This window comes from Roseburia sp. AM59-24XD (assembly GCF_003478445.1).
In the GTDB taxonomy this organism is placed as follows: domain Bacteria; phylum Bacillota; class Clostridia; order Lachnospirales; family Lachnospiraceae; genus Jutongia.
Window position 1 is genome coordinate 1 of the sequence record NZ_QUET01000010.1, and the last position, 21,923, is coordinate 21,923.

Here is a 21,923-nt window from a genome sequence, read left to right on the forward strand (position 1 = left end):
GGAAAGAAACCATTGACAGCTTCAACACTTCCGAGAACCGGGGGCGCGAGGTATCGCATGGGCTGAACTATCAGAAGTTAGGCAAGCAGCTTATGACGGAAGATGAAATTGCAGTCATGGACGGCGGGAAATGTATCTTGCAGCTACGAGGGGTGCGCCCGTTCTTCTCTGATAAGTATGATATTACAAAGCATCCCAACTATAAATACCTGTCCGACTATGACAAGAAAAATACCTTTGATATGGAAAAGCATTTAAGGCGCAGACCCGCCCTTGTGAAGCCGGACGAACCCTTTGACTATTACGAAATCAGTGAAGCAGATTTGCAGGAGGACACCGACCATGAATAGACGTATCCGAAAGAAAAAGGATAAGAAAATCACAGAAGCCATAAACGGGCTTATTTTCATTGCCGAGCGACGGGAGCAACAGCGACAGACAGCTATCCGGCAGTTTGTAAAACGGTGTGAAGCCCTGTATGAGCAGCAGCGAAAGGAGGAATTGACGCAGTAACAAAGAAACAGACAACTTACAGAATACGCGCCCCTACTGGAAAATCCATAACGCCCATACTTAAAAACTGAATACCGCCGCGCGGCAGACACATAGGCAGCGCGGGGACTTATGACCGCGGCAGTTACAAAACTGACCGCCGTTTTTTATGCCCTTTTATGGGGCAAGCCGCATTTGCGGCAGAAAGGAGCTTTATGGAATTTTTTAACTCTGCTATCGACGTATTACAGACCCTTGTTATCGCACTGGGCGCAGGCTTAGGCATTTGGGGCGTTATCAACCTCTTAGAGGGATATGGAAACGACAATCCGGGTGCAAAATCACAGGGCATTAAGCAGCTTATGGCGGGCGGCGGTGTTGCCCTTATCGGCACTATCCTTGTACCGCTTCTTTCCGGTCTGTTCGGATAAGTTTACGGAGGGTAGCCTATGGAGAGCATACTTGACGCGATTAACGAATGGATAAAAGAAATCCTTATCGGCGCGATAAACGGTAATCTGTCAACGATGTTCGGGGACGTAAACGAAAAAGTAGGCACCATTGCAGCGGAGGTAGGCAAGACCCCACAGGGGTGGAACGCGAACATTTTCAACATGATACAAAATCTGTCGGAAAATGTGATTGTACCCATTGCGGGGCTTGTCATTACCTATGTCCTCTGTTATGAGCTTATCAGCATGGTAACGGAAAAAAACAATATGCACGACGTTGACACGTTCATGTTCTTTAAGTGGTTTTTCAAAGCCTTTGTTGCCGTTTTCTTGGTAACGCACACCTTTGATATTACTATGGCGGTGTTTGATATGGCGCAGCATATTGTGTCCGGCGCGGCGGGGGTAATCGGCGGCGATACGAATATCGACGTAACCGAAGCCCTTGCCGCCATGCAGGAGGGACTAAAAGATATGGAAATCCCCGAACTACTGTTACTTGTCATGGAAACGAGCCTTGTAAGCCTTTGTATGAAAATCATGTCCGTACTGATAACCGTTATCCTCTACGGCAGAATGATTGAGATATACGCCTACTGTTCCGTTTCCCCTATCCCTTTTGCCACCATGACAAACCGGGAATGGGGACAGATTGGGAACAACTACCTAAAGGGGCTGTTTGCACTTGGTTTTCAAGGCTTCCTCATTATGATATGCGTCGGCATTTATGCGGTTTTGGTAGGCGAAATGGTCTTAGCGGACAACCTGCACAGCGCGATTTTTTCCCTTGCAGCCTATACCGTTATCCTCTGTTTCTCCCTGTTCAAATCCGGCGCACTGGCAAAATCTATATTCAACGCCCACTAAGGGCAGAAAGGAGGTTTTTTCTTGGCGTATGTACCTGTACCCAAAGACTTATCCAAAGTCAAAACAAAAGTCGCTTTCAATCTGACAAAGCGGCAAATCCTTTGTTTTTCAGTGGCACTTCTTATGGGACTGCCACTTTTCTTTTTGTTCAAAGACAGCGCAGGGACGAGCCTTGCGGCAATGGCAATGATTGTCGTCATGCTTCCCTGCTTTTTGGTTGCCATGTATGAAAAGCATGGGCAGCCCCTTGAAGTGGTTGTAAAGAACATCATTCAGACAAAATTGACCCGTCCCAAAGTGCGACCGTATCAGACGGAAAACCTGTATGCACTCTTGGAGAAACAGCGGGCATTAGAAAAGGAGGTATCAGCGATTGTCAAAAGGACAGACAAAAAAGACGCGGGAAGCCGCAGGAAACAGGCGTAAGCTGACCCGCGCGGAAAAGAAACAGATAGCGGCGGTTATCCGGCAGGCAAAGGGGGACGGCAAAGCCCACACCGCACAGCAGACCATTCCCTACCTTGCCATGTACCCGGACGGTATCTGCAAAGTGGCACAGCGGAAATATTCAAAGAGCATTGCCTTTGAGGACATCAACTATCAGCTTGCACAGGCAGACGATAAGACCGCCATTTTTGAAAACTGGTGCGATTTTCTCAACTACTTTGACGCAAGCGTGAACGTGCAGCTTTCTTTCATCAATCAAGGCTCACAGCAGGAACAGGCAGCGCTGGCAATCCATATCCCGCTGCAAAATGACGATTTTAACTCTATCCGCACTGAGTATTCCGATATGCTGAAATCGCAGCTTGCCAAAGGGAACAACGGGCTTGTCAAGCATAAGTACATCACATTTTCCATTGAAGCGGACAATCCGGCGGCAGCAAGGGCGCGGCTTTCCCGTATTGAAACAGACGTACTCAATAATTTTAAGGTGCTTGGGGTATCGGCGCACCCCTTATCCGGCTATGAACGCCTAAAGGTGCTGCATGGGGTATTCCACCCGGCAGGCGAGCCGTTCTCATTCTCTTATGACTGGCTGACCCCGACGGGGCTTACCACAAAGGACTTTATCGCCCCGTCCTCTTTCAAGTTCGGGGAGGGACGCTACTTTGCTATGGGGAAAAAGACGGGGGCGGTATCGTTCCTTGAAATCCTTGCCCCGGAGTTAAACGACCGTATCTTAGCGGATATGTTGGACTTGGAAACAGGCGTTATTGTCAATCTCCACATTAAAAGTATCGACCAGTCGGAAGCAATCAAGACCATTAAGCGCAAAATCACTGACCTTGACAAGATGAAGATTGAGGAACAGAAAAAAGCGGTTAGAAGCGGTTACGATATGGATATAATCCCGTCCGACCTTGCCACCTTTGGAAATGAAGCAAAGAACCTGTTGCAGGATTTACAGAGCCGCAACGAGCGAATGTTTCTTCTCACGTTCCTTGTGGTAAACATGACAGACACGAAGCGGAAACTGGAAAATGACATTTTCGCGGCGGCGGGCATTGCACAGAAATACAACTGCGCCCTGACCCGTCTTGACTATCAGCAGGAAGCGGGGCTGATGTCCTCTATCCCTTTGGGGGAGAACCTTATCCCGATACAACGTGGACTTACCACATCAAGCACCGCTATTTTTATCCCGTTCATCACGCAGGAGCTATTTCAGACCGGGTCTGCCCTGTATTATGGGCTGAACGCTTTAAGCAACAACATGATACTCTGCGACCGCAAGCAGCTTAAAAACCCGAATGGGCTTATCTTGGGAACACCGGGCAGCGGAAAATCCTTTGCGGCAAAGCGGGAAATCACAAACGCCTTTCTCATTACTGACGATGATATTTTTATCTGCGACCCGGAAGCCGAGTATTTTGCCCTTGTCAAGCGGCTTGGCGGGCAAGTGATACGCTTATCCCCGACCGGGAAAGGCATGGACGGCAAGCCCCAGTATGTGAACCCTATGGATATGAACCTTAATTACAGCGAGGACGACAGCCCCCTTGCACTGAAAAGTGATTTTATCCTGTCCCTCTGCGAGCTTGTCATTGGCGGCAAGGAGGGCTTGCAGCCCGTTGATAAGACCGTCATTGACCGCGCCGTAAGGAATGTGTACCGGGACTACCTTGCTGACCCCGACCCGGCAAAAATGCCTATCTTGGGCGACCTTTACGACGAGCTGTTAAAACAGCCGGAGCCGGAAGCTGCCCGCATTGCAGCGGCATTGGAGCTGTATGTTTCCGGCAGTCTTAACGTATTCAACCACAGAACGAATGTGGAGCTTTCTAACCGCCTTGTCTGCTTTGACATTAAGCAGCTTGGGAAGCAGCTCAAAAAGTTAGGTATGCTCATTGTGCAAGACCAGATATGGAACCGCGTTACCATTAACCGGGCAGAAAAGAAATCTACCCGCTACTATATGGACGAATTTCACTTGCTCTTAAAAGAGGAACAGACCGCCGCTTACAGTGTGGAGATTTGGAAGCGTTTTAGAAAATGGGGAGGCATACCCACAGCTATCACGCAGAACATTAAGGACTTGCTTGCTTCCCGCGAGGTGGAAAATATCTTTGAAAACTCTGATTTTGTCCTCATGCTCAATCAGGCACAGGGCGACCGGGCTATCCTTGCAAAGCAGTTAAATATCAGCCCACAGCAGATGAAGTATGTAACCCACACCGAAGCAGGCGAGGGACTTATCTTTTATGGGAATGTGGTGCTTCCCTTTGTAGACCATTTCCCGAAAGATACCGAGCTTTACCGCATTATGACGACGAAGCCGGAGGAAGTGAGCAGCCTATGAAACAGTTAAAACCACGCGATAAAATCACGCAGAAAATGACCCGCGACGGTGCGGTGGAAATCAATGAAACACAGCAGACTGCCGAGCGTATCAGCAGCCGGGAAGCAGACAGCGACTTTTCACAGCCGGACACCGCTACCGCAGAGCGTGTCATGGAACACCTTGACGCAGCCCATACCCGAAAGGCAAGCAAAAAGGCAGTCAAGAAAGCACAGGAAGCGGCTGTTTTGCGTACTTCCACCTCACGCTTGCAGTTTACCGACGAGGAACGGGAAACGCCAAAACTGCAACCCTACATCAAAAAATCGGAAAAAGCAGCCGACAAACTGGACGCAGCAAAGGCAGCTCTCCCGAAGCAGAAGAAACTTGTAAAAGAGCGCACCTTTGAGGAAACCGCCGGAAAGGCAAAGACCCGTTTACGCTTTGAAGAACAGGAAAAGCCGATACCCGGCGGCAAAGCCCACAGTAACCCGTTATCCCACCCCGCGCAGGAAGCGGGTATTTTTGTTCACAACAAAATCCATAGCGTCGAGAAAGATAATTCCGGTGTGGAGGGCGCGCACAAATCGGAGGAACTTGCCGAGCGCGGCGCAAGGTACGGGACAAGAAAATTAAAACAGGGCTACCGCAGCCATAAGCTGAAACCCTACCGGGAAGCGGCAAAGGCAGAACAGGCAGCGTTTAAGGCAAACGTCAATTTTCAGTATCACAAAGCCTTGCAGGAGAACCCGCAGCTTACAAGCAATCCCTTTTCACGGTTCATGCAGAAACAGAAAATCAAACGCCAGTATGCAAAAACCGTAAAGAAAAGCGGCGCAGCCACCGCCAAAGCTGCCGCCGGAGCGTCCCAAACAGCAGCAAAGAAAGCGGCTGCCTTTGCAGGACGACACCCGGCAGGCGTGATAATCGCTATCGCCGCGCTGCTTCTGTTCATCATGGTATCCGTAGGGCTTTCCTCTTGTGGGGCAATGTTTTCCGGCAGCATGAACAGCGTGTTAGGGACTTCCTACACGTCCGAGGACAGCGACCTTGTGGCAACGGAACAGAGCTATGCTGCAATGGAAAATGAGCTGCAACAGGAAATTGACAATATCGAAAGCACCCACAGCGGCTATGATGAATACCGCTATGACCTTGATACTATCGGGCATAACCCCCACGAATTAGCGTCGTACTTGACTGCCCTTTTGCAGAGTTACACCCCGCAGAGCGCACAGGCAGAGCTAAAACGGCTGTTCGGCTTACAGTACACCTTGACGCTGACGGAAGAAATCGAGATACGCACCACCACCGACGAGGAGGGCAACGAGGAAGAATACGAATACCGTATCTTAAATGTGAAACTGACAAACAAGCCGATTGCTTCCCTTGCGGAAGAACTGCTGAACCCACAGCAGTTTGAAATGTTCAAGGTGTACTTACAGACACAGGGCAACAAACCGTTGATTTTTGGCGGCGGCTCTCCCGACGGAAGCCCGTCCGAGGATTTAAGCGGCGTGGAGTTTGTAAACGGCACACGTCCCGGAAACCCGGAGCTTATGGAGCTTGCAAAACAGCAGGTCGGAAACGTGGGCGGCTACCCTTACTGGTCTTGGTACGGTTTTAACAGCCGCGTGGAATGGTGCGCCTGCTTTGTGTCATGGTGCTACAATCAAGCCGGAAAAAGCGAACCCCGCTTTGCGGGCTGCGAATGGCAGGGCGTTCCTTGGTTCCAGTCAAGGGGACAATGGGGCGCACGCGGCTATGAGAATATCGCACCGGGCGACGCTATCTTTTTCGACTGGGATTTAGACGGCGTTGCCGACCATGTGGGGCTTGTGCTTGGCAGGGACGGAAGCCGCGTCTATACCGTTGAGGGCAATTCCGGCGACGCCTGCAAGATTAAAAGCTATGACCTCAACTATCAATGTATCAAAGGCTACGGGCTGATGAACTGGTAAGCAGCCCCGAAAAGAAAGGAGAATTTATTTTATGGCAAACAACAAAATCGACCGTATCAATAAGGAAATCGCAAAGACCCGCGAGAAAATCACAGAGTATCAGAACAAGTTAAAAGGACTGGAAGCGCAGAAAACCGAAGCGGAAAACCTTGAAATCGTGCAGCTTGTACGCGCTATGCGACTTACCCCGCAGGAATTAAATGCTATGCTGTCCGGCGGCGGTATTCCCGGCATGAACGCCGCACCCGCTACCGAAGCGGCAGACTACGAAGAACAGGAGGACAATGCAGATGAAAAATAAACTCAAACAGACCATGACTGCCCTTTGTGCCGCCCTTATCCTTATGGGCGGTTTTTCTGTCCCTGCCTATGCACAGGGAACAGCCGCAGAGCCACCCACAGAGGACGCGACCAACGACAGCAATGTAGTGGTGGAAGAACCGGAAACGCCGCCCCTTACCCCAAAGGGCAACGCAACACTGGTGGACGATTTCGGCGGCAATAAGCAGCTTATCACTGTTACCACCAAAGGCGGCAACTACTTTTATATCCTCATTGACCGGGCAGCCGAGGGGGAACAGACCGTACATTTCCTTAATCAAGTGGACGAAGCCGACCTTATGGCACTGACCGAAACCGGGGAAGCCACGAAAAAGCCGGAAGTCTGCAACTGTACGGAAAAATGCGAAGTCGGAAAGGTAAATACGTCCTGCCCGGTATGTGCAACTACTCTGACAGGCTGCACAGGCAAGGAACCCACGCCAACACCCACCGAGCAGCCGGAAGAACCCAAAGAAAAAGACGGCAATCCCGGCGCGGTGCTTGCCTTAGTCCTCTTTGTGCTGCTTGGTGGCGGCGCGGCGTTCTACTACTTTAAGTTTGTAAAACCGAAGCATAACGTGAAAGGAAGCACCGACCTTGAAGATTTTGACTTTGAGGATTACGACGAGGACGAGCCGGAAGCAGATACCGGGGAAGTTTCCAAAGAGGAAGAAACGGAGGACGAGGAAGTATGACCCTGTTTACCGACAATCCCTTTGAAAAGATGATGATACAGAAGCCGGACTATGGCAAACGGGAAAAATCCCCGCCGGAGCTTTCTTCCCCACGCTGCGCGGGCTGCCCTTACAAGGGGCAGTCCCCTTGTGTGGGGTACTGTATGAGAAAACTGGAAAACAAACGACAGACCGAACGATAAAAGGAGGAATTATCATTGATTTTAGTTATCGCAGAAAAGCCCAGTGTGGCACAGACAATCGCTGCCGTACTTGGGGCAAAGGAAAAGAAAGACGGATTTCTCACAGGAAGCGGCTATATCGTTTCTTGGTGCGTGGGACATTTGGTAGGGCTTTCCGAAGCTGCCGCCTACGGGGAGCAGTATAAAAAGTGGAGCTATGACAGCTTACCGATTTTGCCGCAGGAATGGAAGTACACCGTTGCTTCTGACAAGGAAAAGCAATTCAAGACCTTAAAGGAACTTATGCACCGGGCAGACGTTTCCGAAGTCGTCAATGCCTGCGACGCGGGGCGCGAGGGAGAACTCATTTTCCGTTTTGTCTACGAAGTTGCCGGGTGCAGGAAGCCCACGCGCCGCTTGTGGATTTCCTCAATGGAAGAAGCTGCTATCAAAGAGGGCTTTTCTCATCTGAAGAACGGCGAAGCATACGACGCGCTCTTTGCTTCCGCATTATGCAGGGCAAAGGCTGACTGGCTAATCGGTATCAACGCCACCCGTCTTTTTTCTGTCCTTTACAACCATACCTTGAATGTGGGACGCGTACAGACCCCGACCTTAAAAATGCTTGTTGACCGGGACGCGGCGATTACCACGTTCAAGAAAGAAAAATACTATCATGTGCGCCTGTCCTTATCCGGCGCGGAAGCTGCAAGCGAAAAACTGTCTGACCGTTCCGAAGCTGACAGGCTGAAAGCTGCTTGTGAAGCGTCAAAAGCAGTCTGTACTTCCCTTGTGAAAGAGAAAAAGACCGCAGCCCCGCCGAAGCTCTTTGACCTTACTTCTTTGCAGAGGGAAGCAAACCGCCTGTTCGGATATACCGCAAAGCAGACCCTTGACCTTGCACAAGCCCTGTATGAAAAGCGTTTGCTTACTTATCCGAGAACCGACAGCGCATTTCTGACCGACGACATGGGCGACACAGCGGCGGGCATTATCAAGCTGCTTTGTGGGAAATTTTCTTTTATGGCGGGCATGGACTTTGCGCCGGAGCTTGCAAAAGTGCTGAACAGTAAAAAGGTATCAGACCACCATGCCATTATCCCGACTATGGAGCTTGCAAAGACCGACCTTGCCGCGCTGCCGGAAAGCGAAAGGAATATCCTTACCCTTGCCGGGGCGCGTCTGCTCATGGCGACCGCCGCAGTACATACCTTTGAAGCGGTTACGGCTACATTTGAATGTGCCGGACAGTCCTTTACCGCAAAGGGAAAAACAGTGCTGTACGACGGTTGGAAAGAGATTGACCGCCGTTACCGGGCAGCCTTAAAGAACAAGCCCGAAACGGACGACGCAGACAGCGACACAGAAAAGACCCTGCCGCCATTTACCGAGGGACAGACCTTTGAAAATCCGGCGGCAACGGTAACGGAACATGACACAACACCGCCAAAACCTCACAACGAAGCGTCGCTGCTCTCTGCTATGGAGCACGCCGGAAGCGAGGACACCGACCCGGACGCAGAACGCAAAGGGCTTGGAACTCCCGCCACCCGCGCCGCCGTCATTGAAAAACTGGTAAAGGGCGGTTTTGTGGAGCGAAAAGGCAAGCAGCTACTTCCCACAAAGGACGGTATCAACCTTGTGTGCGTCCTGCCGGACACCTTGACAAGCCCGCAGCTTACCGCAGAATGGGAAAACAATCTGACACAGATTGCAAAAGGCAAGGCAGACCCCGCCGCATTTATGGAGGGTATTGAGAATATGGCGCGGGAACTGGTAAAGACGTACCCGTTTCTTTCTGATGATAAAGCGCAGATGTTCAAGCCGGAACGGGAAGCGTTGGGAAGCTGCCCCCGCTGCGGTTCTCCTGTCTATGAGGGCAAGAAGAATTACTATTGCAGCAATAAGGAATGTATCTTTACCATGTGGAAAAATGACCGTTTCTTTGAAGAACGAAAAGTAACCTTTACCCCGAAGATTGCCGCCGCGCTCTTACAATCCGGCAAGGTAAATGTGAAAAAGCTCTATTCCCCAAAGACGGGCAAGACCTACGACGGAACTATCGTATTGGCTGATACGGGCGGGAAATATGTCAACTACCGGGTGGAGCTTCCGAAGAAAAAATAACTGAATAGCAAGCATAGGAAAAGAGTACCCTTTTCCGTAAAATTCCTGCTTTCTCTACCGAGAACGGCGGGGATTTTTGCTTGTTGGGAAGTTCCCAAACCCTCTGAAATCTTGAAAAAATATCTAAACTCTTTGGCAAAAACGCGGGCGCGGGGTACTGAATGATGAAACTGGAAAGCGCAGCGTCCGCGCTGCCTTTGGGAAAGGAGGTTACACATGGCAAATTTACGGGACACCGTAAAAGACTATCAAGAAGAATTAAGGGACGGTATCGCTTGGGTGGCGTTTTGGAAAACGGGACGTTCTTGGAACGCGGAATATTTCCACCTTGAAATGGGCGATATTCTCTACCCGGAGGACAGAAGCCGCATGGAAGAAATCAAACAGGCTGACCCTGCCGCCGTTGTGGTAAACGGCTATTATTCCGGCTATCTTGGCGAGGACAGGAACCTTGACGAACTGACCGCCGGGGTGCGCCGCCACTACGAAAACGGATATAGCAATATCGGGGAATTTATCGAAGCCCACGACGACAGGCTGCCGCCGGAGCTTATCGAGGAAGCAAGAGCCGCCGCCCACGCTGCGGGGCTGCCTTTTTCTGAAAAAGCCTACCGGGGCGGCGAAGAACCCGACCCCTATCTATTTGACGGGAGCATGAGCATGGAGGACTACGAGCTTATGCACCGCATGATTGAGAAAGAAAGGAGTGAGCGCATGGAAGAAACGATTTTAAGCGGGTATCTTTCTAATCTTGGAAAGTACACCGAGGGCAGACCTGCGGGCGAATGGGTATCATTCCCCACGACTGCTGAACATTTGAAAGAAGTCTTTGACCGTATCGGGATAGACGGCAAAAACTACGGGGAGCTGCACATCACAGAATATCAGTCCTCTATTCCGGGACTGGCAGGGAAATTGACCGAGCTTGAAAGCCTTGACGAACTGAACTATTTGGGCGAGCTTTTGAAAATGCAGTTTGACGACGACCGGGAAAAATTTGCTGCGGCTATCACATACGGCGACCATACAAGGGACTTGCAGGACATTATAAACCTTGCACAAAATCTTGACTGTTACTGGATTTATCCGTCCGTAAAAACCGAGGAAGATTACGGGCATTATCTGATTGAAGAACTGGACGAGTTGGAGCTGCCGGAAGAAGCAAAAAACTATTTTCTCTATGAGGAATACGGGCGGGACGCTGCTATCAATGACGGGGGCAGATTTACCGAGCAGGGATATATCTACAACAACCGCAACACCTTTACACAGTGGTATGACGGACGGGACGTGCCGGAGGAATATCGGGTAACACCGCAGCCGCCAGTACAGGAAAAGGAACAGGCAGACCTTGACGCTGCCGCAGCCATACCGACCACTGCCACAGAGCAGCCCCCGGTTCTCCCGATTATCCTATCTTCCGAAAAGCCCGCCAACAAAATGAAAGAGATTACCGACCGACTGGAACAGGGCATTTTGGGGATTTATGAAAGCGACCGTTACGCCGACTATCTGCGTACTATGTCTAAATTCCATGATTACAGCCTAAACAATACAATCCTTATCGCCATGCAGGGCGGCAACCTTGTAAAAGGCTATAAACAATGGGAAAAGGAATTTGACCGCCATGTAAAGCCGGGGGAAAAAGCTATCAAGATAATTGCGCCCGCGCCCTTTACCGTTAAGAAACAGGTGGAAAAAATCGACCCGGACACGCAAAAGCCTGTTTTCGATAAGAACGGGAAAGCCGTTACCGAGGAAAAGGAAATCCAAATCCCCGCCTTTCGTGTGGTATCTGTTTTTGACGTGTCGCAGACCGAGGGTAAGGAGTTGCCCGACCTTGGGATAAAGGAGCTTACGGGCGACGTGGAACAGTATCAGGATTTTTTCGCTGCCCTTGAAAAAACTTCCCCCTTTGCTATGGGATTTGAAGCACTAAGCGGCAGTATAAAAGGACGCTGCAATTATGAGGAAAAGTGTATTCTCATCAACGAGGGCATGGACGAATTGCAGAATATCAAGACCGCTATCCATGAAATTGCCCATGCGACACTCCATGACATAGACAAAGACGCGCCGGAACGTCCCGACCGCCGCACCCGCGAGGTACAGGCAGAAAGCGTCGCCTATGCCGTTTGCCAACACTACGGGCTTGATACGTCGGACTATTCCTTTGGATATATCGCCGGGTGGAGCAGCGGAAAAGAACTTGCAGAACTGAAAGGCTCTCTTGAAACAATCCGCAGCACCGCCGCAAGTCTGATTGATACCATAGACGGACATTTTGCAGAAATCCAAAAGGCACAGGATAAGGAACAGATCACCGAACAGGCACAGACCCCACAGGAAGCTACCATACAGCCCGAAGCAGAAGCAGCCGCGCCGGAGCTTCCCGAAGAAACAGCCCCGGTACAGGAAAAAGAAGCACAGACCGAGCCGGAAGCTGATACAGGCGCAAGCAGCGAAGCACCACAGCCGGAACAAGCTGCACCCGCCGCACCTTATTACACAATCAACGAAGCTGCCGCCAAACGTGCAAAGGACGCAAACAGTTTTTCCGATTATAAGCAAGGCAGCGCGACGGCTGAATACAGGCACTATGTAGATGAAGCCGTACAGCTTGCAGAAAGGCAGAAACAGCGGGTAGACCCGATGTACCATGAGAAAATCGACAGCCTGCTTGACACCTACGCCCGGAAACTGGCGGCGAACATGAACAAAGGCTATGAGATTGACGCGCGTGTTCCCTCTATCCTCATTGCGGGCGGCTCTAACTTCCCCACAAGGAAGAAAGAAAAGCAGAACGCAGCCCGCGACAGCAATTACCGGGAATGGCAGGACATACAAGGACTTCTTGATAAAATCCGCAGTACCGGCATGGGCGGTATCAGTGCAGACGACCCGCAGGCAGTACAGAAGTTAGAAAAGAAACTGGAAAGCCTTGAAAAATCACAGGAAACCATGAAAGCCGTAAACGCCTATTACCGTAAGCACAAGACCCTTGACGGCTGCCCGCATTTGTTGCCGGAACAGCTTGAAAAATTAAAAGCGGACATGGCGAGCAGTTGGCATTTGGGGGACAAGCCCTTTGCGACTTGGGCGTTATCCAACAACAGCGCGGAAATCCGGCGCGTGAAAGACCGTATCAAATCCCTTTCACAGCAAAAAGAAATCGGTTTTGTGGGTTGGGAATTCGACGGCGGCAAGGTGGAAGCAAACACCGAAGCGAACCGTCTGCAAATCTTCTTTGAGGATAAGCCGGACGAAGCTACGCGGGAAGCCTTAAAAAGCAACGGCTTCCGTTGGTCGCCAAAAGCCGGGGCATGGCAGCGGCAGCTTACCAGTAACGCCTATTATGCGGCTGATTATGTCAAGGCGATTGCACCTCTTACCGGGGAAAAGCCTACCGAGTTACAGCGGGCGCATATCCGGGCGCAAAAGGTAGCTGCACAGGAACAATTCGCACAAGGGCAGCCGGAGCAGGAAGCCCCACAGGATAAAGACACCTTTTCCATTTATCAGATAAAAGGCGGGGACGAAACAAGGGACTTGCGTTTTGAGCCTTACGACCGTCTGATTGCCGCCGGACACCGGGTAGACGCGAAAAACTATACACTTGTCTATTCCGCACCTCTTACGCCGGGGACTTCCCTTGAAGATATTTACACCCGCTTTAATATCGACCACCCGAAAGATTTTAAGGGACACAGCCTTTCCGTTTCCGACGTGGTGGTACTTCATCAGAACGGACAGGACACCGCCCACTATGTAGACAGCTTCGGTTATAAGGACGTGCCGGAGTTTTTGCAGCCGGAAAATTATCTGAAAGCTGCCGAACAGACCACCGAGCAGAATTACAACATGATTGACGGGCAGATAAACAACACCCCGACCGCTACGGAACTGGAAGAAAAAGCAAAAGCCGGAGGACAGATTTCCCTTGCAGAATACGCCGAAGCCCTCAAAGCAGAAAAGAAACAGGCAGAGCCGGAGAAAAAGTCCTCTATCCGGGCGCAGCTTAAAGCAGCGAAAGAACAGGCACCGAAGAAACAGGCAAGACAGAAAACACAGGATTTGGAAAGGAGCTGACCTATGAAGTTACAAAAATTTGAAAATGTGGACGTTATTGCTTCCCTTGAAGCCATAATGAAACAGAACACCGCTTTTTATCAGAGCGATTTTGACATAGACAAACAGATTTTGCGGAAAGCGGCGGTAAGCCTTATCCCGGAGGACAAACGGCTTTTGTGGTTTTCCCGCCCGTCCGGGACGTGCTGCTTCCGGGAACGGGACGTTTTTCTAAAGGACACAAGGCAGCATAATACATGGCGGTTTTACGGGGAACAGACCCGCGATACTATCCTTGCCTATGCGGTGGAACTGACAGGCACAGAGCAGGAAAAAATCAAGGGCAATCTTTATGAACTGGATTATTTGCAGCATTTCCGGGAAGTAATCGAAAAATCAATCCCTGCCGACAACTACACGCTGATTTATGAGCATGGGGAGCTGACAAAGCCTGCCGGACAATATTTTGACGGGGACACTGACCCGCAACTTGGAAAGTTTATACGTTTTGAAGCACAGCCAAACGACCCGGAAGCCTTAAAAAGCCTTTTGAGGGAACAGCAGAAAAAACGAACACCTCATACGCAGAGGGATTTTCAGTTACATATCGCCGCCCTGCATGATAGACAGATTGAAATAGAAGCCCGCCGGATTGTGGAAAATGTAAAAGGGCTTGGAGAACCGGACAGCCCCGAAAAGACCCATTGTGCGGTAGAACTTTCTCCCTACTTTGTTCCACTGGCAACGGATAAGGATATGGAACGGCTGCTTTCCATGCTCCCTTACAAAAGCCTTTCCTTATCTACGTTGGAGGGCAGGCATGGCGTTTATGCGCTGATAGATAAAAGCGAGAGGAAGAAAGAGATGAAACAGTCCCCTCCCTCTGTCCGGGCGCAGTTACAAACAGAAAAATCCCCAAAAGTCCCGAAAAAGACAGCAAAATCAAAACATCACGAATTGGAGGTATGAGCATGATTAGACTGACCGTTGAAGAAATGAACCTGTTGAGTATTTACCATGAGGGAAGCAAAGCACAGCTTATGGAAAATATGACGGCTGCGCTGCCGTTCATGGACGAGGATATGCGCCCCTTTGCAGAACGCACCTTACAGAAAATTTCCCCGCTAACAGAAAACGAGTATGCGGAGCTTGCCATTTTCGCCGCTGATGAAGTATGACCGGGGGTAAGCGGCTTACGCCGCCACAGAGCCGAAAAGTCAACAGCCTTGTAAAAAAGGAGTGCTGCAACTGCGAGCGCGGACACTGTATCTTACTGGACGACGGGGAGGAATGTGTCTGCCCGCAGCTCATTTCCTGTTCGCTTTTATGCAAGTGGTTTCAAATTGCCGTACTTCCTCTTGATAAGCTACTGTATGCAGAGCTTTTCAAGACAGAGGACAAAAAGCGTTGTACCGAGTGCGGCACGTTCTTTGTATCAAAATCGAACAGCGTCAAATACTGCCCGGACTGCCGGAAGCGGATTACCCGCAGACAGGCAGCCGAGCGCATGAGGAAACGGCGTGCGGCGGTTACGCGATAAGGGCAAAAAAAGCCTTGATTTACAGGGCATAAATGACGTGAAACTGGCATAGGCGATACAGAATACCTTTTCCCTTAAAATGGGGGTTCTACTGCGTAACATTTTAAAATCAGTACCTATAAAAGAACAGGGTGCGGGAGGTCATTACTGGCTTCCTGCGCCCTGTTCTTTTTGTGTCTGACTGTCTTTATCCTGCATTTCCGGCTTCGGCTGTAATTCTTTTTCTATCCGGTTCCGGTAATGGGTTTTCCTGCGGTAAAAATATTTTGTTACTTCCTGTTCCGGCAGCCATATCCCCGCAGCTTCTATCCGTTCCATAACAGCGGCAACGATTTCCCGGTTGTTGTACTTATGCGGCTCCTGTCCCTTTTCTATCCAAAGACGGCGGTATTCCTCATAAAGCCATGTACTGATAGTTTCTTTCTGCCGTTGCTTCAAATGCCGGAACTGCTTATCTGTCCGCAGCAGCTTCCCGTCTACCTTTTTATGATTTTTTGTCCCGATTTCTTTTTTCCTCTCTTTCCATTTCTTCAAGGGGAAACTGGGGGAGGGCTTCTATCAGCTTCATTGTGATATACTGGCGCATATCTTCATCAATTTCCAGTTTGAATGTTCCGTCCGGCTGACGTTTCTTTACAGTTGCCTGCCTGTCGATTTCGTCCTTGTAGCACATAAGCACCTTTTCCACCGCCCATGTTTCTCCGGTAACGGCGGCGCTTATGGTTTCATAATCGGGTATCGTTTGGTCTGCCATGTTTTCACGCTCCTGTCTATATTGGAATACCTTTATCCTACCACGCTTTTATAGATATTTCTACTGTAAGCGTTCGGTTTCCCTGCCCCGTTCCGGTTCTTTTTCCAGTCTTAAAATACTGTCTATGTTCTGTTTGATAACGTCGTATTCCTTGACCTGTTTTTTCAGCTTGCCATAATCAGTGTAAAGGGCTTCTTTCTGCGCTTGGAGCTTCCCGTATTCTTCCTGCATGGCGGCAAGATTGGGGAGCTTGGTAACGCCCGCCGCTTTCAATGCCTTTGCCGCCGCTTCATGGAGTATCAGACTGCTTTCCTGCTTTGCCCGGTATGTGTCCTTATCCTTTGCCCTGCGGTATGCTTCATAGACGGTTTTTGTTTTTTGGTAGGTGGTAACGTGCTTCATCAGCACCGCCATGTCTGCAAGACGTTTCTCCACGCTCTTTAATGCGTCTGCTGTCTTTTCATTTTCCGCATTTATTTCTTCAATCCGGCTGACTAAATCCGCGTACTGCTCAATCTTGTGTTCTGTCAAGAAATTCATAGTTTTTGCAGCCAGTTTCAGATTATGGATTTTCGCCCACTGTTCATAGCCCCGGCTCTCTTGTGCTTGATACTACTTTCAATGTCGATAAGCAGCGATACGCCGCGCTGCTCTTTGGGAGCTTTCGCTGCCTTTGTGCGCTTGCCTGCAATCCGTTCTTTGATTGCTTCCTCTGTATAATCTGCACCGAGGGTTTTTAAGCGGGTAAAGCGTTCCTGTCCGGGAGCGCGGCAGGAGATATATTTTCCCGGTTTTATCTCATAGCCCGCCGCCTGTAACCGCTGCAATAATTCTTCAAAACTTGCTACTTGGGGGATAAGTGTATCAACGGCAATTTTTAGCTTGCCTTTCCAACTTGTTCCCGTCTTTTCCGCTTGATATTCTGCATAGCTTTTTCCCTTACTGCCTTTACCCGGAATGACAACGGACAGCCCGTTTTCCCTGCACAGCTTATCACTTATGTTCCGTATGCCGTAGTAACTGCGCCTATTGGAATTGTACTTATGGTAGTCAACAAAGTTGACCGCACAAAAAATGATATGGTTATGGATATGCCCTTTGTCTATGTGGGTAGTCAAGACGTATTCATGCTGTCCCTTTGTTACCGCGTCGGCAAGCTGTTTTCCGATTGTGTGGGCTTTCTCACAGTCCACCTCTCCCGGTTCAAACGATTGTATCAGATGAAAGGCTAAGTTGTTCCCTTTCTGCCGAGCCTGCGACAAAGTATATTCAAACTCAATATCTGCCGTTTCATAGCTGCACCCAAAGGAGGACACAAGCGTTTTCCCGTCTGTCTTATCCGGGTTTTGGATATAACCAAGGGCTTTGCTCAACGTGCTTTTAATAGGCTTAATCTTTGTAACCGCCATATCTCCGCAAGCACCCCCTTTATTTCCTCTATGTCCTCTTGGTAGACGCTGCCTGTCGCATTGACACGCTTTGCAATCTGATTGACGTTGACCCCGATTTTCTGTATCTCCGCTGTCATGGCTTTTATGTCGCTATGGTCTGTCTGAATGATATACCCGTCAATGGCAATCTTGCGAAGATACGCCGCCATATTTTGGGTAGGGACGAGCTTCATTTTCTGTTCAATCAATGCCCGTTCTTCCTCTGTTACATAGAATTTGATTTGTACTTTTCTTTTGCGTCCGTTCATGCAATCGTTCCTTTCCATTCCGAGGGTTTGGGACACTTCCCAACAAGCAATTTTTAACCGACGCACCGCAGGGCGGGAGGGCGAAAATACGGAAAAGGGTACTCTTTTCCTATGCTTGCTAAGAAACTTTCTCCCTTTATCCCTACTACATGGAAAATTTGATTTTGCCAAAGCAGGACAAAAGAAAAACGTCGCAAACTGCGACGTTTCAAACTGCTTTCTCTATGAAGAAACGAGGGAACTTTATTCCCCCGTTGTTTCGTTGTTGGCTTCCTCAATCCCTTTTGCGGTAGCAGACAGGATTTTCAAATCCTTTTCGCTCATGCCGTCGAGCATGGTATCAAGCTGACGGCGGCGGGTGGACTTTTCCTGTTCCCGTTCCGGGAAAAAGAACTGGTCTACCGATACGTCAAGCAAGGTTACAAGCTCATACAAAATCTGCAAACTTGGGTGCTGTCCGCTGTTCTCAATGGACGCGATATATCGCGGCGCAATGTTCAGCTCATCCGCTAACTGATTGCGGGAAATCCCCTTTGCTTTTCTTGCCGCTTTTATAGCCTGTCCGAAAGCCTTAAAATCAAACTTTTCTTTGTTCTGCTTCATAATCATTTCACCCAACTACATTGTATATTTCATCTCTCTTTCGAGATATGATTACACACATCATAGTATGGATAGAAATAGAGCATATCATACACTTGCTATTATTCGGTTATCCGATTATAATTATATTGATAAAGTTTGAGGAAAGGGCGGTTGAACTATGGAATATATGTCTTGTCCAGAAGCAGCGGAAAAATGGGGCATTTCTGAACGGCGAGTACAGATACTTTGTAAACAGAACAGAATACCGGGAGTTTCAAAAATCGGTTATATGTGGTTGATACCCAAAGCGGCAGAGAAGCCTACTGATGGACGTAGGAAAGGGAATAAAAAATAGATAATTCCTTACGTAAAACCTTACATCAAATGTAAGTGTTACATTGAGTTATTACGCAGTAAAATTATAACTGGTAAACAATCAACAATCCACAAGGCGAGGTGTAAAAATGAATTATACAGAAAAACTCTTGGAAGTGTGCGACTTGCATAAAGTTTACACAAAAGATGGTGTCCCCACAAAGGCTCTAAATGGGATTTCATTTAATGTTCTCAATGGTGAATATTTGGGTATTATGGGTGCAAGTGGTTCCGGTAAAACTACATTATTAAATTGTATTGCGACGGTAATTAAACCAACTTCAGGTCAAATTTTACTTTCAGGTGCCAATATAAGCTCTTTTGATGGCACGAAGTTGGCTGAATATCGTGGCAACAAGATTGGTTATCTATTTCAAGATTTTGCTTTACTTGATAATCTAACTGGTAAAGAAAATATTATATTGCCTTTATCAATTCATAATATTGACATTGTTACAGCGGAAAAAAAGCTAAAAGATATAGCAGATTTTCTTGGAATTACAGACGTTCTTTCTAAATTTCCGTCACAAATGTCGGGCGGTCAAAAACAACGCGTAGCTGCTGCACGTAGTTTGATTTCTGACCCCGATATTATTTTGGCTGATGAACCTACAGGTGCATTAGATACAAAATCAGCACGTTTACTCATGGAGAAGTTACAGGAAATCAATCTTAGGCGTGGACGCACAATCCTAATGGTCACGCATGACCCTAACGCCGCGAGTTTCTGTTCTCGTATTTTGTTCATTCAAGACGGTGTTATTTTCCATGAGTTACGTCGTAAAATTCCAAATGAAACACAGGAAGATTTTTATGCACGTATTTTACAAGTGATGGCTCAAATGGGGGGAGGAAGTGCAAATGTTCTTTAATCTCACATGGCGAAACGCCAAACGGAGCCGTAGCGAAAACCTAATTTATTTTCTGACAATGATAACAGCCGTAGCAATGTTTTATATAGTGCTTTCTCTTGGACAACAGGACGTAATACGTTTTTTAAGTGAAATTGAGAGCGACGCAGTAGAACGGTTGCTTACTAATCTTTTACCGACGGTTTATCTTTGTGCTTTATTATTTGTGTTCTTTCTCGTAGTATTTGCAAACAAATATCAACTTGAATGTCGTAGTCGAGAACTGGGGCTTTATTTGATGTTTGGAATGACAAAGATTAAATTATTTATTCAAATAATGACAGAGGGGCTAATCACGTCGTTTTTAGCTCTTTTAGGAGGGCTTGTATGCGGTGGCTTTTTATCCGAAGCTATAAGTCTTACAACCGCGCGTTTAGTAGGGCATGGTATCATTACACACCAATTAAGTTTTTCTGTAAGTGCCGCTATTTTCACATCGTTAGGCTTCTTGATTATTCAGTTTGTAGCATTGTTTGTTCTATGCGGAAAGCTGTTCCGTAAAGAGCTACATCAACTTGTTTATGGAGAGATGGCGAAAAAGCAACGCACAGGGAATCCATATGTAAGTTTCGTATCGTTTGCTATAGGCACCGTAATTTTGCTTGTCGCGTACTGGATTGTTGTAGAGCATTTTATGGCTGCGAGTGGGGCAATGCTGCTTATTGCCGTTTTACTTGGAATTATCGGAACAATTCTATTTATTCGAGGACTTGCAAGAATTTTGAGTATATGGGCAGCTTCTATAAAACACAAAGCCACAAGAGGACTTTATGTATTTACTTTACGGCAGTTGCATGAAAATGTCGTTAATAAATATATTTCAATCAGCGTAGCGTCCATTCTGATGATGCTTACTATTATGTTAATTACCGACGGCTCAGTGCGCATAATGTCATATGGAAGTGAATTGACACGAGGTACTTCTGTTTATGACTTTACTGTAATGGGCAACGACCAAATTGTTGAGAAGTATCTTTCCAACGAACAAATTCGTCCTTATGTATCAAATCTGAACCGTATGGAAATAGGAAATATAAAATCCACTGCTTCGGATGGGATAAGTTCTCCTGTTGATTGGTCGAAATTTAGGAAACAAATCGTGCAGCATTTACCTCAAGATGTAGTAGACCCTGCCACACAAGAAGATGGTATGTATAGTTTTGGCTCCGACCAACCTGCTGCCTTAAACCTTTTAGGTCTTATTGATACTGGTAGTTCTTCTCCTTATTTGCTTCCTGTATCTTCCTATAATCGGTTATTGGATGCCGCGGGAGAAGAACAGATTAGCCTTGGGAACAATGAAGTTGTCTATTATCTCAACCCAGATTTTTTAGGTAATGCTCAAGATGAAACGGTTACACTGTTAAATCAAATTGCAGCAGACGCACAGGCGAATAATGAAGCGTCGCTTTCTATCAACGAAAGACCATTTTATCTTGTTCCCTCCGTACCGATGAAAGGGTTGACCGCAGATGAAAATATCAAGATTATAACTGCATTGATTGTTTCAGATGAGATATATTCAGAATTTGTAAATTCAGACACTTGTATGGTTTATTGGAACTTTTGTATTCCTAATGAACTTGTTGAAACAAAAGGTTTAATGTTACCGATTATGGAAGCTCGTGATTTGTTAAAACCATCTGGTCTATATTACGAAAGCTATCTTAATAATTTTGGGCGACAATTATTTTATGTTATTTCCGGAAGTTATACAACACTATACATGGGATTTATGTTTTTGATTATTGCGTGTGCATTACTTGCCCTGCAATTCTTGACGCAAATGCAAACTACAAAATCAAGGTATCTAACACTCTCTATTTTAGGAGCACGACGTGAACAAATTAAGCGTTCTATCAACCAACAAGTATTATGGTATTTCCTGCTTCCTCTTATATTAGCGTGTATCAGCGGAGCAGTAGGGATATATGCCATGCAGCTATATTTATATTCAGGAGCGGCACACCTTGAACAGTCCTATCCTCTTTTAATTGCTATGGCTGTTATTGTTGTTCTTGTTATGGTAATTTACGGTGTGGCTGTTGCTCGAACAGCTAATCGTGAAATAGGAAAGCTCAATTACAAGCCCAATTCTTAACAGGCTTATAAATATTATGGGAAAGGAGGCGG

At 47.9% G+C, this 21,923-nt stretch carries 21 protein-coding genes and 2 pseudogenes; 18 read left to right on the forward strand and 5 right to left on the reverse strand.

All coding sequences use genetic code 11. The features are described 5' to 3' along the window. The 15 genes and pseudogenes from DXA20_RS06220 to DXA20_RS06285 all read left to right on the forward strand — a co-directional run. Window positions 1-350 (forward strand): annotated as a pseudogene (locus DXA20_RS06220) (VirD4-like conjugal transfer protein, CD1115 family); the annotation flags it as partial. Beyond that, window positions 343-513 (forward strand): hypothetical protein, encoded by a 171-nt coding sequence (locus DXA20_RS16385; RefSeq protein ID WP_164468384.1) that lies wholly within the window; start codon window positions 343-345, stop codon window positions 511-513. The pseudogene DXA20_RS06220 and the gene DXA20_RS16385, both read left to right, overlap by 8 nt. 194 nt (window positions 514-707) lie before the next feature. After that, window positions 708-923: a Maff2 family protein gene (locus DXA20_RS06225; protein WP_009906233.1), complete on the forward strand. Its 216-nt coding sequence runs from the start codon at window positions 708-710 to the stop codon at window positions 921-923. A gap of 18 nt (window positions 924-941) precedes the next feature. Further along, window positions 942-1,811, forward strand: coding sequence for a VirB6/TrbL-like conjugal transfer protein, CD1112 family (locus DXA20_RS06230; protein ID WP_015529210.1), 870 nt, complete (start codon window positions 942-944; stop codon window positions 1,809-1,811). A gap of 21 nt (window positions 1,812-1,832) precedes the next feature. Then, window positions 1,833-2,237 carry a PrgI family protein gene (locus DXA20_RS06235; protein WP_035394369.1) on the forward strand — a complete coding sequence of 135 codons (405 nt, stop codon included), beginning with the start codon at window positions 1,833-1,835 and terminating at the stop codon, window positions 2,235-2,237. Further along, the gene (locus DXA20_RS06240; RefSeq protein ID WP_054344400.1) at window positions 2,185-4,614 is read left to right on the forward strand and encodes a VirB4-like conjugal transfer ATPase, CD1110 family; all 2,430 of its coding nucleotides are present in this window, start codon (window positions 2,185-2,187) and stop codon (window positions 4,612-4,614) included. Before DXA20_RS06235 ends, DXA20_RS06240 begins: the two co-directional genes overlap by 53 nt. Window positions 4,615-4,766: 152 nt before the next feature. Further along, window positions 4,767-6,554 carry a CHAP domain-containing protein gene (locus DXA20_RS06245; protein WP_442857777.1) on the forward strand — a complete coding sequence of 596 codons (1,788 nt, stop codon included), beginning with the start codon at window positions 4,767-4,769 and terminating at the stop codon, window positions 6,552-6,554. Between the two features lie 31 nt (window positions 6,555-6,585). Continuing rightward, the gene (locus DXA20_RS06250; protein ID WP_005933780.1) at window positions 6,586-6,855 is read left to right on the forward strand and encodes a DUF4315 family protein; all 270 of its coding nucleotides are present in this window, start codon (window positions 6,586-6,588) and stop codon (window positions 6,853-6,855) included. Continuing rightward, a complete protein-coding gene (locus DXA20_RS06255; protein WP_015529207.1) occupies window positions 6,845-7,570 on the forward strand; it encodes a DUF4366 domain-containing protein in 726 nt (241 codons plus the stop codon). The genes DXA20_RS06250 and DXA20_RS06255 overlap by 11 nt, the downstream gene beginning before the upstream one ends. Continuing rightward, window positions 7,567-7,752 carry a hypothetical protein gene (locus DXA20_RS06260; protein ID WP_015529206.1) on the forward strand — a complete coding sequence of 62 codons (186 nt, stop codon included), beginning with the start codon at window positions 7,567-7,569 and terminating at the stop codon, window positions 7,750-7,752. The genes DXA20_RS06255 and DXA20_RS06260 overlap by 4 nt, the downstream gene beginning before the upstream one ends. A 15-nt stretch (window positions 7,753-7,767) precedes the next feature. Next, a complete protein-coding gene (locus tag DXA20_RS06265) occupies window positions 7,768-9,858 on the forward strand; it encodes a DNA topoisomerase 3 (protein ID WP_054344402.1) in 2,091 nt (696 codons plus the stop codon). 216 nt (window positions 9,859-10,074) lie between these two features. Continuing rightward, window positions 10,075-13,947, forward strand: coding sequence for an antirestriction protein ArdA (locus tag DXA20_RS06270; RefSeq protein ID WP_118559695.1), 3,873 nt, complete (start codon window positions 10,075-10,077; stop codon window positions 13,945-13,947). 3 nt (window positions 13,948-13,950) lie between these two features. Beyond that, the gene (locus DXA20_RS06275) at window positions 13,951-14,895 is read left to right on the forward strand and encodes a hypothetical protein (RefSeq protein WP_015529204.1); all 945 of its coding nucleotides are present in this window, start codon (window positions 13,951-13,953) and stop codon (window positions 14,893-14,895) included. Further along, a complete protein-coding gene (locus DXA20_RS06280) occupies window positions 14,892-15,104 on the forward strand; it encodes a transposon-transfer assisting family protein (RefSeq protein WP_005933795.1) in 213 nt (70 codons plus the stop codon). Before DXA20_RS06275 ends, DXA20_RS06280 begins: the two co-directional genes overlap by 4 nt. Beyond that, window positions 15,101-15,466 (forward strand): cysteine-rich VLP domain-containing protein, encoded by a 366-nt coding sequence (locus DXA20_RS06285; protein WP_005933796.1) that lies wholly within the window; start codon window positions 15,101-15,103, stop codon window positions 15,464-15,466. Before DXA20_RS06280 ends, DXA20_RS06285 begins: the two co-directional genes overlap by 4 nt. 144 nt (window positions 15,467-15,610) lie before the next feature. On the opposite strand, the gene DXA20_RS06290 is transcribed toward DXA20_RS06285, so the two are convergent. The 5 genes and pseudogenes from DXA20_RS06290 to DXA20_RS06310 form a co-directional block, all read right to left on the reverse strand. Beyond that, the gene (locus DXA20_RS06290) at window positions 15,611-15,904 is read right to left on the reverse strand and encodes a hypothetical protein (RefSeq protein ID WP_025579757.1); all 294 of its coding nucleotides are present in this window, start codon (window positions 15,902-15,904) and stop codon (window positions 15,611-15,613) included. A 46-nt stretch (window positions 15,905-15,950) separates the two neighbouring features. Next, window positions 15,951-16,220 carry a helix-turn-helix domain-containing protein gene (locus DXA20_RS06295; protein ID WP_015529202.1) on the reverse strand — a complete coding sequence of 90 codons (270 nt, stop codon included), beginning with the start codon at window positions 16,218-16,220 and terminating at the stop codon, window positions 15,951-15,953. A 60-nt stretch (window positions 16,221-16,280) separates the two neighbouring features. Next, window positions 16,281-17,629, reverse strand: a pseudogene (locus DXA20_RS06300) (relaxase/mobilization nuclease domain-containing protein). After that, complete coding sequence (locus tag DXA20_RS06305; RefSeq protein ID WP_015529200.1) at window positions 17,590-17,919, reverse strand: plasmid mobilization protein; 330 nt, start codon at window positions 17,917-17,919, stop codon at window positions 17,590-17,592. Before DXA20_RS06305 ends, DXA20_RS06300 begins: the two are co-directional and overlap by 40 nt. Window positions 17,920-18,162: 243 nt before the next feature. Beyond that, window positions 18,163-18,522, reverse strand: coding sequence for a helix-turn-helix domain-containing protein (locus DXA20_RS06310; RefSeq protein WP_442969684.1), 360 nt, complete (start codon window positions 18,520-18,522; stop codon window positions 18,163-18,165). Window positions 18,523-18,682: 160 nt separating this feature from the next. Here DXA20_RS06310 and DXA20_RS06315 point away from each other — a divergent pair, with 160 nt between their 5' ends. The 3 genes from DXA20_RS06315 to DXA20_RS06325 all read left to right on the forward strand — a co-directional run bounded on the left by DXA20_RS06315 (window position 18,683) and on the right by DXA20_RS06325 (window position 21,891). Continuing rightward, entirely contained in the window at window positions 18,683-18,859 is a 177-nt protein-coding gene (locus DXA20_RS06315; RefSeq protein WP_015529198.1) for a helix-turn-helix domain-containing protein, read from the forward strand. 109 nt (window positions 18,860-18,968) lie between these two features. Next, window positions 18,969-19,751, forward strand: a complete 783-nt coding sequence (locus tag DXA20_RS06320; protein WP_015529197.1) for an ABC transporter ATP-binding protein — start codon at window positions 18,969-18,971, stop codon at window positions 19,749-19,751. Continuing rightward, entirely contained in the window at window positions 19,741-21,891 is a 2,151-nt protein-coding gene (locus DXA20_RS06325) for an ABC transporter permease (RefSeq protein WP_015529196.1), read from the forward strand. The genes DXA20_RS06320 and DXA20_RS06325 overlap by 11 nt, the downstream gene beginning before the upstream one ends. Window positions 21,892-21,923 lie beyond the last annotated feature (32 nt).

Excerpts from the sequence above, each read along its gene's own strand:
- DXA20_RS16385 (WP_164468384.1), top strand. The coding sequence starts at position 343 with ATGAATAGACGTATCCGAAAGAAAAAGGATAAGAAAATCACAGAAGCC.
- DXA20_RS06225 (WP_009906233.1), top strand. The coding sequence starts at position 708 with ATGGAATTTTTTAACTCTGCTATCGACGTATTACAGACCCTTGTTATC.
- DXA20_RS06230 (WP_015529210.1), top strand. The coding sequence starts at position 942 with ATGGAGAGCATACTTGACGCGATTAACGAATGGATAAAAGAAATCCTT.
- DXA20_RS06245 (WP_442857777.1), top strand. The coding sequence starts at position 4,767 with ATGGAACACCTTGACGCAGCCCATACCCGAAAGGCAAGCAAAAAGGCA.
- DXA20_RS06250 (WP_005933780.1), top strand. The coding sequence starts at position 6,586 with ATGGCAAACAACAAAATCGACCGTATCAATAAGGAAATCGCAAAGACC.
- DXA20_RS06255 (WP_015529207.1), top strand. The coding sequence starts at position 6,845 with ATGAAAAATAAACTCAAACAGACCATGACTGCCCTTTGTGCCGCCCTT.
- DXA20_RS06260 (WP_015529206.1), top strand. The coding sequence starts at position 7,567 with ATGACCCTGTTTACCGACAATCCCTTTGAAAAGATGATGATACAGAAG.
- DXA20_RS06270 (WP_118559695.1), top strand. The coding sequence starts at position 10,075 with ATGGCAAATTTACGGGACACCGTAAAAGACTATCAAGAAGAATTAAGG.
- DXA20_RS06275 (WP_015529204.1), top strand. The coding sequence starts at position 13,951 with ATGAAGTTACAAAAATTTGAAAATGTGGACGTTATTGCTTCCCTTGAA.
- DXA20_RS06280 (WP_005933795.1), top strand. The coding sequence starts at position 14,892 with ATGAGCATGATTAGACTGACCGTTGAAGAAATGAACCTGTTGAGTATT.
- DXA20_RS06285 (WP_005933796.1), top strand. The coding sequence starts at position 15,101 with ATGACCGGGGGTAAGCGGCTTACGCCGCCACAGAGCCGAAAAGTCAAC.
- DXA20_RS06295 (WP_015529202.1), bottom strand. The coding sequence starts at position 16,220 with ATGGCAGACCAAACGATACCCGATTATGAAACCATAAGCGCCGCCGTT.
- DXA20_RS06305 (WP_015529200.1), bottom strand. The coding sequence starts at position 17,919 with ATGAACGGACGCAAAAGAAAAGTACAAATCAAATTCTATGTAACAGAG.
- DXA20_RS06310 (WP_442969684.1), bottom strand. The coding sequence starts at position 18,522 with ATGAAGCAGAACAAAGAAAAGTTTGATTTTAAGGCTTTCGGACAGGCT.
- DXA20_RS06315 (WP_015529198.1), top strand. The coding sequence starts at position 18,683 with ATGGAATATATGTCTTGTCCAGAAGCAGCGGAAAAATGGGGCATTTCT.
- DXA20_RS06320 (WP_015529197.1), top strand. The coding sequence starts at position 18,969 with ATGAATTATACAGAAAAACTCTTGGAAGTGTGCGACTTGCATAAAGTT.
- DXA20_RS06325 (WP_015529196.1), top strand. The coding sequence starts at position 19,741 with ATGTTCTTTAATCTCACATGGCGAAACGCCAAACGGAGCCGTAGCGAA.